Here is a 12464-nt window from a genome sequence, read left to right on the forward strand (position 1 = left end):
GTGTCCAGTGTGGGTTTTCCACAGGTTGGGAGTCGTTTCCGGGGGATGGGAACGGTATTCTACCGCCGGTAGAAAACGGCCGTGGTCGCCGCCCGGCCATCACTTGTCGCCGCGGACGTCTTCGATGGCGTCCAGCAGCGTGTCGGCCGTCAGTTCCTGCCGGAACACGGCCGCGATCCGGTTCTTGTCGTCGATGACGATCGTCGCCGGGATCGTGTTGGGCGGCACGTCCTTGTACTTCAGCGCCAGCCGCCCCGAGGGGTCGAAGATCGACGGGTAGTCGACGCCGAGACCCTTCTCGAAGGCGATGCCCTTGTCGCGGTCGTCGCGGATGTTGATGCCCACGAACGCGACCCCGTCGTCCTTGGTCTTGTCGTAGGCCTCGACCAGTTCCGGGCCCTCGCGGCGGCACGGCGCGCACCACGAGGCCCAGAAGTTCACGACCGTGACCTCGGCGTCGGGTGCCTCGAACTTCTCGCCGTCCAAGACCTCGCCCGACAGCGTCGGCGCCTTGGGGCGCTCGGACTCGTCGGTGTAGACGATGGTCTTGCCGTCCTCGGTGGTCGCCTGCGCCTGGTTCCCGGCACAGCCCGCCAGCATCGTCAGCGCCAGCCCCGCCAGCAGCAGTCGCGTCCGCATCAGGCTCCCTTGATCTTCGCGGCGGCGTCGGTCACCAGCGAGGCCGCCGGTTCCGAGTACGTGACGTCGACCAGCTTGGCGCCCTTGAAGTGCAACGACGTCAGGCTCGCCAGCCCGCACTCGCGTTTGCGCGGGTCGTGCCACAGTCGTCGTCCGGTGAGAAAGCAGCGCAGCGTCCAGATCGGCAGCTGGTGCGAGACGCACACCGCCTGATGCCCGGCAGCGGCCCGGCGGGCCGCCATCACCGCGGTGGTCATGCGCCGCGCGATGTGCAGATACGGTTCGCCCCAGGACGGTTTCAGCGGATCGCGCAGCACCCACCAGTTGCGGGGGTCGCGCAGCGCGCCGTCGCCCACCGAGACCCGTTTGCCCTCGAAGTGGTTGGTCGACTCGATCAGCCGCGCGTCGGTGGCGATGCCGGTCCCGAACAGCCCGGCGAACGGGGCCGCCGTCTCCTGCGCGCGCTCCAGCGGCGAGGCCACCACGTGGGTCACGTCCAGGCCGTCCAGTGACTTCGCCGCCACCTCGGCCATCTGAACGCCGAGCGCCGAAAGATGAAAGCCCGGAATCCGTCCATACAGGATCTTTTCCGGGTTGTGCACCTCGCCGTGCCGCAGTACGTGCACGACGGTTCTCTCAACGCTCACGTATTCACCCTAGCCGCGGCTTCGGCCGCGAACGGCAAAGCGGCCGCGATGTGCTCCATCGCCGCCTCGTCCAGCGCGGCGGAAACGAACCAGGCCTCGTAGGCGCTGGGCGGCAGGTACACGCCCCGGTTCAGCATCTCGTGGAAGAACGCCGCGTACGCGGCCGTGTCCTGCTTGGCGGCGTCGGTGTAGTCGCGCACCGGCGCGTCGGTGAAGAACACGCTGAACATGTTCCCCGCGGCCGACACCCGGTGCGCCACCCCGGCCTTGGTCAGCTCCTGCGAGGCCATCGCCGACAGCCGCTCGGCGTAGGAGTCCAGGTGGGCGTACACCTCGTCGGTGCACTGCCGCAGCGTCGCCAGGCCCGCGGCGCAGGCCAGCGGGTTGCCCGACAGCGTCCCGGCCTGGTAGACCGGGCCCTGCGGCGCCAGCTGGTTCATGACCTCGGCGGTGCCGCCGAAGGCCGCGGCCGGGAGCCCGCCGCCCATGACCTTGCCGTAGGTGTACAGGTCGGCCTGATCGGCGACCCCGCCCGGCCCGACCCGGAAACCGGTCATGACCTCGTCGAGGATCAGCAGCGCCCCGTTGGCGTGGCACAGCTGGTACAGCTTCTTGTTGAAGTCGTCGGCACCGGCGATGACGCCCATGTTCCCGGCGGCGGCCTCGGTGATGACGCAGGCGATGTCGGCGCCGCGCTCGGCGAACGCGGTGCGCACCGCCTCGATGTCGTTGTAGGGCAGCACGATCGTGTCGGCGGCGGTCGCGGCCGGGACACCCGGCGAGTCCGGCAGCCCCAGGGTCGCGACCCCGGAACCGGCCGAGGCCAGCAGGCCGTCCACGTGGCCGTGGTAGCAACCGGCGAACTTGACCACCAGGTCGCGGCCGGTGGCGCCGCGGGCCAGCCGCAGCGCGCTCATCGTGGCCTCGGTGCCGGAGTTGACCAGCCGCACCGACTCCACCGGGGTGCGGGCCACGATCTCCTCGGCCAGCGCCACCTCGCCCGGCGTCGGGGTCCCGAAGCTGGTCCCGGCCACGGCGGCGTCGGACAGCGCGTTGATCACGGCGGGGTGGGCGTGCCCGAGGATCAGCGGACCCCAGGAGCTCACCAGGTCGATATATCGTCGGTCGTCGGCGTCGTACATGTGGCAACCCTTGCCGCGCACCATGAAGCGCGGGGTGCCGCCCACGCCGCGAAACGCGCGGACCGGGGAGTTGACCCCACCGGGCACCACCCGTCGGGCCCGTTCGAACAGTTCCTCGGAGGCCGGGGCTTCGGCGTCGTACAGTTCTGACACGCCGATCAGCCTGTCACATTTCCACTTTCGGCCCGGCGCCTGCCCGTCTCGATACCGTTTCGGTCTCATCACCGTCCCGACGTTTAACAGGCGTCACTTGGACGCCATCGCTTACCGTTGAGTACATGACGCAGTTCGTTGACTGGGACCTGGCCGCCGCCACCGCCCGCACCATCGGCCGGGCCGGGCCCGACATCGGGCTCGAGGACGCCACCGAAGCGGTGCACGAGTTGCGCGGCTACGCCGTCGAGGCCGCCGGGCACGTGGCCGAATTCACGGGGATGGAGCCCCGGCAGCAGCCGCCGCTGCGGGTCGTCGACCGGGCCGGTTGGGCGGCGGCCAACATCGAGGGACTGCGCGGGGTGCTCGACCCGCTGGCCAGCCGTGCCGGCGCCGAGGCCGGAACCGTGGCCCGGGTCGTGGGCGCGCGGGTCGCCGGAGCCCAGGCCGGGGTGGTGCTGGGCTACCTGTCGGGCAAGATCCTGGGCCAGTACGAGATCTTCAGCAAACAGCCCGGTCAGCTGTTGCTGGTGGCGCCCAACATCATCGAGGCCGAACGCCAGCTCAAGGCCGACCCGCGCGACTTCCAGATGTGGATCTGCCTGCACGAGGCCACCCACGCCGCCCAGTTCGGGGCGGTGGAATGGCTGCGGCCCCACTTCATGTCCGAGATCGAGGCGTTCGGAGCGGCGGCCACCGAGACCAACGCCGGACTGGTGGAACGGGTGCGCCGCACCCTGGGGGTTCTGGCCGACGCGTTGCGCGACGCCAAGGCGGGCTCCAGCGTCGTCGACCTGGTCACCTCGCCACGGCAGCGCGAGATCGTCGACCGGCTCACCGCCATGATGACCCTGATCGAGGGGCACGCCGACTACGTCATGGACGCCATCGGCCCCGACGTGGTGTCCCATGTGGAGGAACTGCGGAAACGCTTCGACCGCCGCCGCGCCTCCGGCAGCGCCGCCCAGCGGGTGGTCCGCCGGGCGCTGGGCATGGACCTCAAGCTGAAGCAGTACACCCAGGGCAAGAAGTTCACCGCCGCCGTCGTCGACCAGGTCGGCATCGACGGCTTCAACGCGGTGTGGGAGCAGCCCTCGCACCTGCCGACACTGTCCGAGATCGACGACCCCGACGCCTGGATCGCGCGGGTGGTGCGGTCGTGACCGGACCGCCCGCCGCCGTCGCCCGAGTGCGGGTCGCGGTGCGGCGGCTGTTGACGGAGCTGTCGCCGTCGGGGAACGCTGACGAGTCGCCGTCGTCCGGCGACCGGCTGGTGCTGGTGGCCTGTTCCGGCGGCCCCGATTCGATGGCGCTGGCCGCGGCGACCGCGTTCGTGGCCCCCCGTCTGGGAATCCGGGCCGGTCTCGTCACCGTCGACCATGGACTCCAAGCTGGTTCGGCGAAGCGCGCGGCCACCGTCGCCGACTGGGCCCGTGATGCCGGGTTCGAGCCCGTCGAAGTGGCGACAGTGGAGGTCGATGTCACCGCCGGCGGCCCCGAGGGCGCGGCTCGTGACGCCCGCTACGCGGCACTGACCGAAGCGGCCCAACGACTCGGCGCGTCAGCCGTCCTGTTGGGACACACGCGCGACGACCAGGCAGAGACGGTGCTGCTGGCCCTGGCGCGCGGCTCTGGCCCTCGCGGGCTGGCCGCCATGCCCCGCAAGCGCCGCAAGTTCCGTCGCCCGCTGCTCGATCTACCGCGGGCCGATACCGTGCGGGCCTGTCGCGATCTCGAACTGCCGGTATGGGACGACCCGCACAACACTGATCCCGCCTACGCGCGATCCCGGCTGCGAGCCGTGATGCCCGTCCTCGCCGAGACCTTCGGCGAGCGTTTCGTCGCCAACCTCGCCCGCACCGCCACCCTGGTGGCCGCCGACAACGACGCCCTGGACGCCTACGCCGCCGAGGTGCTCGCCAAGGCCAGCCACGGCACCCTCTCGGCCGAACTGCTGGAACCCAACCTCAAACTCGGCCCGCTCAACGCCGCCCGCCGTGCCGTGCGCACCAGGGCGTTGCGCGCCTGGGTGCTGTCGGAGGGCGCCGAGGCCGACGCCCTCTCATACGTCCACATTGAAGCCATGGAGGCGCTGGTGATGAACTGGCGAGGGCAGGGCCCGGTATTCCTGCCCGGCAATGTCACGGTGTGGCGCGAACGAAACCGGCTGCGGCTGCGCCGCACCGAACCCTGACCCGGCGCTTCAGTCCTCTTCCTCCTGCACCGTCGGGTCCACGCCCTTGACGAACGACTCCGCCATGTCGCGCTGCCGCTCGTACCCGATCGCGTCGGCCCACCGGGCGACCTCGGTGGCCAGCAACACCGCGCCGCCCTCGTCGCCGTCGTCCCGCGCGCTGACCGCCACCAGCATCAGCTGCGCCAACGTCGAACCGACCAGCCCCGCCCGGGCCGCGTGGTGCGCCGAGCGCTCCCAACGCTGCCGGGTCAGCGGCAGGTCGCCCGCGTCGTGGTCGTGATCGCCCAGGTGCCGCAGCGCCTCGAAGAGCAGATGGTCGTCGGCGTGCTCCTCCCCGGCGCGCAGCGCCTGGGCGTAGTGCGCCGGGGAACCCTCGCGCTCGCTGAAGACGTTGTCGCCGATCAGTCCAAGGTAGAACTCGGCCCAGCCGCGCCGCCGCCCGTCGGGAGCGTTGTCCCGCAAGGCTTCGGCGCGGGTGCGCAGCGCGTTCATCTCCTCCAGGTCGGGGGCTTCGACCTTGCGCCACCGCCCCGCCTCGGAGAACAGCCGCTCGCCGTAACCCCGGCGGACGAACAGGAACTCGAGGTCCCAGGCGGTCTCGGCGTCACCGTGGGCGTCGATGACCCGCTTGGGCTCCGCGAGCGACTCGGGATCGGTGGCCCGTCCGGCGAACCAGTCGGTCGCGATGGTCACCTCGGCGCTGGCCAGCGCCAGTCGCGGGTCGTCGCCCGCTCCGGTGGCCGAGCCGAGCAGCGCGCCCGCCTCGGCGAACCGGTTCGCCTTCCACAGCGAGCGGGCGGTGTCGACCAGGACGGGTACGGGAATCTTCACTGTGTTCTCGTTCATGCCCGCAAAGATAGTTAGATATAAAACTATCTACCAGAAAACAGTTTTCGCATTAAACTATCGACATGCGCGATTCCGTCGACGAGCGTCTGGCCATCTGGCTCCGGGAACTGCCCGGCCTCGACCCCATCAAGGAACAGATCATCAGCCGGATCTCCATCGTCGGCAGGGCCGTGTCCGAGGGCCGTTCGGAATCCCTGGACAGCAACGAACTCGCCTACTGGCAGTTCAAGACCCTGCTGATGCTGCGCCGCCAGGGCCCACCCTACGAACTCAGCCCCTCCGAACTGGCCGACATCCTCGGCCTCACCCGGGGCGCGCTGTCGGCCCGGTTGGCGGGGCTGGAGGAACGCGGCCTGATCGTGCGCGAACACGAGCGCGACGACCGGCGCCGCGTCACCGTCCGGCTGACCGAACCCGGCCGTCACGCCGTCCAAACCCAGCTCGACGGCGAGGACGCCAAGGAGCAGCGCATCCTGGCAGGCCTCACCGACCGGGAAAAGCAGGTCCTGGCGAACCTGCTGCGAAAGATCGTCGTCGCCGTCGAGACGTGATCAGGACGACTGGTACACCGAGGGCTTCAACACACCCACGAACGGCAGCTCGCGGTAACGCTCGGAGTAGTCGAGGCCGTAGCCGACCACGAACTCGTCCGGCACGTCGAAACCGACGTACTTGACGTTGATGCCGGTCTCCAGCGCCTTGGGCTTGCGCAGCATCGACACCATCTCCACCGAGCGGGGTCCCCGCGAGGGCAGGTACTTCAGCAGCCACGACAGCGTCAGGCCCGAGTCGACGACGTCCTCGACGACCAGGACGTCGCGGTCCTTGATGTCGGTGTCGAGGTCCTTGAGCACCCGGACCACACCCGAGGAGGTGACGCGCTGGCCGTAGGAGGACAGCGCCATGAATTCCATCTCAACCGGGATCGTCAGCGCCCGGGCCAGATCGGCCATGAACATGACCGCGCCCTTGAACAACCCGACCAGCAACAGTCCGTCGGTGTTGGCGTAGTCGGCGTCTATCTGCTTGGCGAGCGCGGCCGTCTTTTCCCGGATCTCCGTCTCGGAGACGAGGACCCGGTCGATGTCGTTCTCGTACCAGGCAGCCGGTGCCCCGGGGTGCTCAGCGGAAGGCGTCATGCTCCAAGCCTGCCATTGACCTCGCCGAACGCGCGAACCGGCCCGCTACATGATGTTCGCTACAAACGCTGAGACGAAGCTGAGAGCCGAGCCCATGACCTTGGCCGTCGCCTGGCCGGTACCGTGTACCGTCGAAGACTACCGAAAATCGGTGGCGTGGTCTGCCCTGGGCCAAACCACCGCACCCAACCACGTCGAGTGCAGGAGGGGCCGGGCGCCGCACACCGCGCCCGCAACAATATGGAGCGTACGCGTTTGTTCCGCAGGCCACTGGTCTGGATCATCCTCATCATCCTCGGCGCCGTCATCGCGGGAAGCCTGTTCACCAGCGGCAGTGAGTACACCGAGGCCCAAACCGTCGTCGCCGACAAACAGATCGACGGCGACAATGTGAAGAAGGCCGTCCTCAAGGACAAAGAACAGGTCATCGAATTCGACCTGAAGAAGTCGGTCAAGCTCAACGACGAAGGCAAGCTGGACGACAACGGCGAGGCCACCAAGAAGATCCAGGCCTACTACCCGGCACAGGTCATCGGCGACACCTGGGAGGAGATCAACGGCAAGGCCGACAACTCCACCGCCGTCGGTGACTACAACACGGAGGTGACTCAGGAGAGCGTCCTGATGGCCTTCCTGATCAACCTCCTGCCCATCGCGATCATCGTGATCCTGTTGCTGCTGTTCATGTCGCAGATGCAGGGCGGCGGGTCCCGGGTGCTCAACTTCGGCAAGTCCAAGGCGAAACAGATCACCAAGGACACTCCGAAAGCGACCTTCGACGACGTCGCCGGAGCCAACGAGGCCGTCGAGGAACTCCAGGAGATCAAGGACTTCCTGCAGAACCCCGCCAAGTACCAGGCGCTGGGCGCCAAGATCCCCAAGGGTGTGCTGCTGTTCGGTCCGCCCGGAACCGGTAAGACCCTGCTGGCGCGGGCCGTCGCCGGTGAGGCGGGCGTCCCGTTCTACTCGATCTCGGGTTCCGACTTCGTGGAGATGTTCGTCGGTGTCGGTGCCTCCCGGGTGCGCGACCTGTTCCAGCAGGCCAAGGAGAACGCTCCGGCCATCGTGTTCGTCGACGAGATCGACGCGGTGGGCCGCCACCGTGGTGCCGGTCTGGGCGGCGGCCACGACGAGCGGGAACAGACCCTGAACCAGCTGCTGGTCGAGATGGACGGTTTCGACAACAAGGGCGGCGTGATCCTCATCGCCGCCACCAACCGTCCCGACATCCTGGACCCGGCGCTGCTGCGTCCCGGCCGCTTCGACCGGCAGATCCCGGTCGACGCCCCGGACAAGGAGGGCCGCCAGGCGATCCTGCAGGTGCACGCGCGTGGCAAGCCCTTCGCGCCCAACGTGGACATGGAGACCATCGCGCGCCGCACCCCCGGTTTCTCGGGCGCCGACCTGGCCAACGTGATCAACGAGGCCGCGCTGCTGACCGCCCGCGCCAACGAGAAGGCCATCTCGGGCGACGCGCTGGAGGAGTCCATCGACCGCGTGATCGCCGGTCCGGAGCGCAAGTCCCGGATCATGAGCGACAAGGAGAAGAAGGCCACCGCCTATCACGAGGGCGGCCACGCCCTGGTGGCGCTGGCCCTGCCGCACGCGGCTCCGGTGCACAAGCTCACGATCCTGCCGCGTGGCCGTTCGCTCGGTCACACGCTGGTGCTGCCCACTGAGGACAAGTACTCGCAGAACCGTTCCGAGATGATCGACACCCTCGCCTACGCGCTGGGTGGCCGGGCCGCCGAGGAACTGGTCTACCACGACCCGACCACCGGTGCCGTGGACGACATCCAGAAGGCGACCGCGCTGGCGCGAGCCATGGTCACCGAGTACGGCATGAGCGCCAAGCTCGGTGCCATCAAGTACGGCACCACCAACTCGGAGCCGTTCCTGGGTCGCGACATGGGTCACCAGCGTGACTACTCCGACGAGGTCGCCGCGACCATCGACGCCGAGGTGCGGGCGCTGATCGAGCTGGCCCACGACGAGGCCTACGAGATCCTCGAGCACTACCGCGACGTCCTGGACGCGATGGTCGTGGAGCTGCTGGAGAAGGAGACGCTGAACCAGGAGGACCTGGAACGCATCGCCGCCTCGGTGGTGAAGCGGCCGCCGATCTCGCCGTTCAACGGCACCGGCAAGCGTCGCCCCTCGGAGCGTCCGCCGGTGGACGTGCCGCTCAACGGCGGCAAGAGCGCCGGTGAGACGGTCAACGTCCCCGACGCCGAGGAAGGCACTCCCGAGAGCTAGCAAGCGTGTGAACGGCCCCGAACCGATCCCGGTTCGGGGCCGTTGCCGTTGTGGGTAGTGGGGCGGGTGCGACACGGGTGCTACCACGGTGATCGGAGTCGCAGCGGGAAAATAGGACAGCTGTCATACCGGCCCTTAGGCTTGAGCGCGTGAACGAAGAGCTGGACCACGAGGCAGCCCGGATCGTCAACGGACGACTGGGTGGCAAGAGCGTGGATACGCAGGTCGATCTGAAGCGGATCGAGACGGCGGTGCGCGAGATCCTGTACGCGATCGGGGAGGACCCGGACCGCGAGGGGCTCGCCAAGACGCCCGGCCGGGTGGCGCGGGCCTACGCCGAACTGTTCGCGGGCCTGCGGGTGGATCCGGCGCAGGTGCTCAAGACCGTCTTCAGCGAGGACCACGACGAGCTGATCGTGGTGCGCGACATCGAGGTGTTCAGCTTCTGCGAACACCACCTGCTGCCGTTCACCGGTGTCGCCCACATCGGGTACATCCCGGGCGCGCACGGCCGGATCACCGGCCTGTCGAAGCTGGCCCGGCTCGTGGAGGCCTACGCCCGCCGGCCGCAGGTGCAGGAGCGGCTGACGTCCCAGATCGCCGACCAGCTCCACGAGACGCTGGAGGCCAACGGCGTCATCGTGGTCGTCGAATGTGAACACATGTGCATGTCCATGCGCGGCATCCGAAAGCCGGGCGCCCGGACGCTGACCTCGGCGGTGCGCGGAATCCTGCGCGACAACGCGAAATCACGCGCCGAGGCCATGAGTCTGATCAATGTGTCCAATCGCTGAGGCGGGCCGGTAGGCGGCCCTAAGAGGCACGCGCGATTAAGGTCGTGGCGTTCTCGCGTCGGGAAGCGTTGTCGCCCTGCGCATCCGGAGCCGTCATCTGATACGACTCGCGCAGCAGAGCGTCCAGTTGCGACCAATCGCAGTTCTCGTCGATCCACGCGCCGATCCAGCCGTGCTGGCCGACGTACGGAGGCGTGAAGAATCTGCGGTCGTCACCGTTGCTGAGCAGGCGGCTGCGCGTGCGCGGCGATGCCTTGAACCACACCGATTCTCGGTCTCCCACCCGATGGCACGTGGCAAAGGTTTGCCCTTTCACGCCGAAGGTGGGATCGTCACCGACGCCAACTTCGGTGGTCTCCGGCAATGCCAGGCACAGTTGGCGGAGCTTAGCGAGGGATGCCACAAACATAAGGGGTTCAGTGTATCGCGTCATTCGTGGGGACGCGACCACCGTTCGCAGTCATGACTGGTAGAACTCTTAACTGACTAAATACTTTCCGGATATGCATCGTCATCCTTCCGCCCACACTAGATGGATGAGTGCTTCGTCCATCGTGGGCGCCTTTCCGGTGCGCGCCCAGCGATACCAGTCCCGTTCCGGGCAGACCCGCACCGCGATGTCGCCGCTGGCGTTCTCGTAGGCCTCGGTGACACAGCGCAGATCGAAGGCGAACTCGCCGCCGCGCCAGTGCCACACCCGACGGCCGACGAGTCCGTACATCTCGCTCGCCGGAACGGGGTAACGGACGCACGGGGTCTCGGTGCTGACGATCCGTTCGAAGAGGTGCCGCGGCGCGATCTTGCGCTCACTGTCCTCATCGGGCTTCTCGACCCACACCTGGTCGGCGGGATACAACGCCGCCATCGCCTCGGAGCCGTCGTCCTCGCAGCGGTAGAAGTCGCTTTCGGACAGCACCGGCACCAGTAGCCCGCCCTCGCGCATCAGCGGATCGTCGGCGCGCAGATCGCCGCGCCAGCCCTGACCCGGCGAACCGATGATCACCCGGGCTCCGCGCATGTCAAAGCACTTCACCGCGGGCACCGGAACCAACGGTGGTGGCGGATCGGGAAACTCATAGTTTGGCTCGTCGGCAGTGGGCACCTTCAAACACGTCCTTCGATGCGGACCAGCGTGGCTTAGATTACCCGGTCGGGTGACGTCGAACGTCACTGCCGCGCCGTGGGTGGCCCCGATGACATTCCCACCGAACCGGAGGTCCCTTTGAGGCAGGATTGCGCTATGGCTGAATCGAATGAGGTCCGCGTCGAACACGACACCATGGGCGAGGTCAAGGTGCCCGCGTGGGCGGCGTGGCGAGCGCAAACCCAACGCGCCGTAGAGAACTTCCCGATCTCGGGCGTGCGGTTGGAACGGACCCAGATCAAGGCCCTGGCCCTCATCAAGGGCGCGGCGGCCCGGGTGAACGCGGAACTTGGCGTGCTGGACTCCCACATCGCCGAGGCGATCGCCGAGGCGGCGGCCGAGGTCGCCAAGGGCACCTACGACGAGCACTTCCCGCTGGACGTCTTCCAGACCGGTTCGGGCACGTCGTCCAATATGAACGCCAACGAGGTGATCGCGACGCTGGCCAGCGCCCGCTGCGGCGTCGAGGTGCATCCCAACGACCACGTCAACGCGTCCCAGTCCTCAAACGACGTATTCCCGTCCTCAATGCACATCGCCGCGACGGACGGGGTGATGAACGATCTGGTCCCGGCGCTGGCGGTGCTGGAGGGGGCGCTGGCGGCCAAGGCGACCGAGTTCGCCGACGTCGTCAAGTCGGGGCGCACCCACCTCATGGACGCCACCCCGGTGACGCTGGGCCAGGAGTTCGCCGGCTACGCCGCCCAGATCCGCAACGGGGTCGACCGGCTGACGTCGGCGCTGCCCCGGGTGGCCGAGCTGCCGCTGGGCGGCACCGCCGTGGGTACCGGCATCAACACCCCGCGCGGCTTCGCCGCCGGTGTGATCGCCCGGCTCGCCGACGAGACCGGCCTGCCGCTGACCGAGGCCCGCGACCACTTCGAGGCGCAGGGCGCCCGCGACGGCCTCGTCGAGCTGTCGGGTCAGCTGCGCACCATCGCGGTGGGGATGACCAAGATCGCCAACGACATCCGCTGGATGGGCTCCGGCCCCCGGGCCGGGCTGTCGGAACTGCGGTTGCCGGACCTGCAACCGGGATCGTCCATCATGCCCGGCAAGGTCAACCCGGTGCTGTGCGAGGCGGTGCGGCAGGTGGCCGCGCAGGTGATCGGCAACGACGCCGCGATCGCCTTCAGTGGAGCGTCGGGCGACTTCGAGCTGAACGTGATGCTGCCGGTGATGGCCCGCAACGTCCTGGAGTCGATTCGCTTGCTGGCCAACGTTTCCCGACTGTTCGGCGAACGCTGTGTCGCCGGGCTGGAGGCCGACGCCGAGCGGTGCCTGGAGTACGCCGAGGGCTCACCGTCCATCGTGACGCCGCTGAACCGCTACCTCGGCTACGAGGAGGCCGCCTCGATCGCCAAGCAGGCGCTGGCCGAACGGGTCTCGATCCGCGAGGTCGTGGTGGCCCGCGGCCACGTCGAGGCCGGGAAACTCACCGAGGAACAGCTGGACGAGGCGCTCGACGTCCGTCGCATGACCGGGAACTGACACGCCGACGCGG

The 12464-nt window shown here is 68.4% G+C and carries 13 protein-coding genes; 6 read left to right on the top strand and 7 right to left on the bottom strand.

The genetic code is table 11. The features are described from left to right. Window positions 1–99 precede the first annotated feature (99 nt). Genes SNAS_RS04075 through hemL form a run of 3 tightly spaced genes read right to left on the bottom strand, consistent with a single transcriptional unit; the run spans window position 100 to window position 2581 of the window. Window positions 100–639: a TlpA family protein disulfide reductase gene (locus tag SNAS_RS04075; protein WP_013016110.1), complete on the bottom strand. Its 540-nt coding sequence runs from the start codon at window positions 637–639 to the stop codon at window positions 100–102. Beyond that, window positions 639–1286, bottom strand: coding sequence for a histidine phosphatase family protein (locus SNAS_RS04080; RefSeq protein ID WP_013016111.1), 648 nt, complete (start codon window positions 1284–1286; stop codon window positions 639–641). The genes SNAS_RS04075 and SNAS_RS04080 overlap by 1 nt, the downstream gene beginning before the upstream one ends. Next, a complete protein-coding gene (gene hemL, locus SNAS_RS04085) occupies window positions 1283–2581 on the bottom strand; it encodes a glutamate-1-semialdehyde 2,1-aminomutase (protein ID WP_013016112.1) in 1299 nt (432 codons plus the stop codon). The genes SNAS_RS04080 and hemL overlap by 4 nt, the downstream gene beginning before the upstream one ends. A 125-nt stretch (window positions 2582–2706) precedes the next feature. On the opposite strand from hemL, the gene SNAS_RS04090 reads away from it, so the two are divergent. Both SNAS_RS04090 and tilS read left to right on the top strand, forming a co-directional pair. Further along, window positions 2707–3744, top strand: coding sequence for a zinc-dependent metalloprotease (locus tag SNAS_RS04090; protein ID WP_013016113.1), 1038 nt, complete (start codon window positions 2707–2709; stop codon window positions 3742–3744). Next, on the top strand, window positions 3741–4775 hold the full coding sequence (gene tilS / locus SNAS_RS04095) for a tRNA lysidine(34) synthetase TilS (RefSeq protein WP_013016114.1): 1035 nt from the start codon (window positions 3741–3743) through the stop codon (window positions 4773–4775). Before SNAS_RS04090 ends, tilS begins: the two co-directional genes overlap by 4 nt. Window positions 4776–4784: 9 nt before the next feature. Here the strand turns inward: tilS and SNAS_RS04100 are convergent, their stop codons facing one another. After that, entirely contained in the window at window positions 4785–5624 is an 840-nt protein-coding gene (locus tag SNAS_RS04100) for a hypothetical protein (protein ID WP_013016115.1), read from the bottom strand. A 65-nt stretch (window positions 5625–5689) separates the two neighbouring features. Between SNAS_RS04100 and SNAS_RS04105 the strand changes: the two genes are divergently transcribed. After that, the gene (locus SNAS_RS04105) at window positions 5690–6178 is read left to right on the top strand and encodes a MarR family winged helix-turn-helix transcriptional regulator (RefSeq protein ID WP_013016116.1); all 489 of its coding nucleotides are present in this window, start codon (window positions 5690–5692) and stop codon (window positions 6176–6178) included. Here the strand turns inward: SNAS_RS04105 and hpt are convergent, their stop codons facing one another. Continuing rightward, window positions 6179–6766 (bottom strand): hypoxanthine phosphoribosyltransferase, encoded by a 588-nt coding sequence (gene hpt / locus SNAS_RS04110; RefSeq protein WP_013016117.1) that lies wholly within the window; start codon window positions 6764–6766, stop codon window positions 6179–6181. Between the two features lie 240 nt (window positions 6767–7006). Here hpt and ftsH point away from each other — a divergent pair, with 240 nt between their 5' ends. Beyond that, window positions 7007–9022: an ATP-dependent zinc metalloprotease FtsH gene (ftsH, locus tag SNAS_RS04115; RefSeq protein ID WP_013016118.1), complete on the top strand. Its 2016-nt coding sequence runs from the start codon at window positions 7007–7009 to the stop codon at window positions 9020–9022. A gap of 149 nt (window positions 9023–9171) precedes the next feature. Then, complete coding sequence (gene folE / locus SNAS_RS04120; RefSeq protein WP_013016119.1) at window positions 9172–9816, top strand: GTP cyclohydrolase I FolE; 645 nt, start codon at window positions 9172–9174, stop codon at window positions 9814–9816. 19 nt (window positions 9817–9835) lie between these two features. Here folE and SNAS_RS04125 read toward each other — a convergent pair whose 3' ends face one another. Together SNAS_RS04125 and SNAS_RS04130 are read right to left on the bottom strand one after the other, a co-directional pair. Beyond that, window positions 9836–10180, bottom strand: coding sequence for an MmcQ/YjbR family DNA-binding protein (locus SNAS_RS04125; protein ID WP_169313848.1), 345 nt, complete (start codon window positions 10178–10180; stop codon window positions 9836–9838). Window positions 10181–10327: 147 nt separating this feature from the next. Then, a complete protein-coding gene (locus SNAS_RS04130) occupies window positions 10328–10834 on the bottom strand; it encodes a hypothetical protein (protein WP_144300392.1) in 507 nt (168 codons plus the stop codon). 222 nt (window positions 10835–11056) lie between these two features. Between SNAS_RS04130 and SNAS_RS04135 the strand changes: the two genes are divergently transcribed. Continuing rightward, a complete protein-coding gene (locus SNAS_RS04135) occupies window positions 11057–12451 on the top strand; it encodes a class II fumarate hydratase (protein ID WP_013016122.1) in 1395 nt (464 codons plus the stop codon). Window positions 12452–12464: the final 13 nt, after the last annotated feature.

Origin of the sequence: Stackebrandtia nassauensis DSM 44728, from assembly GCF_000024545.1 — a bacterium.
Classification (GTDB): Bacteria; Actinomycetota; Actinomycetes; order Mycobacteriales; family Micromonosporaceae; genus Stackebrandtia; species Stackebrandtia nassauensis.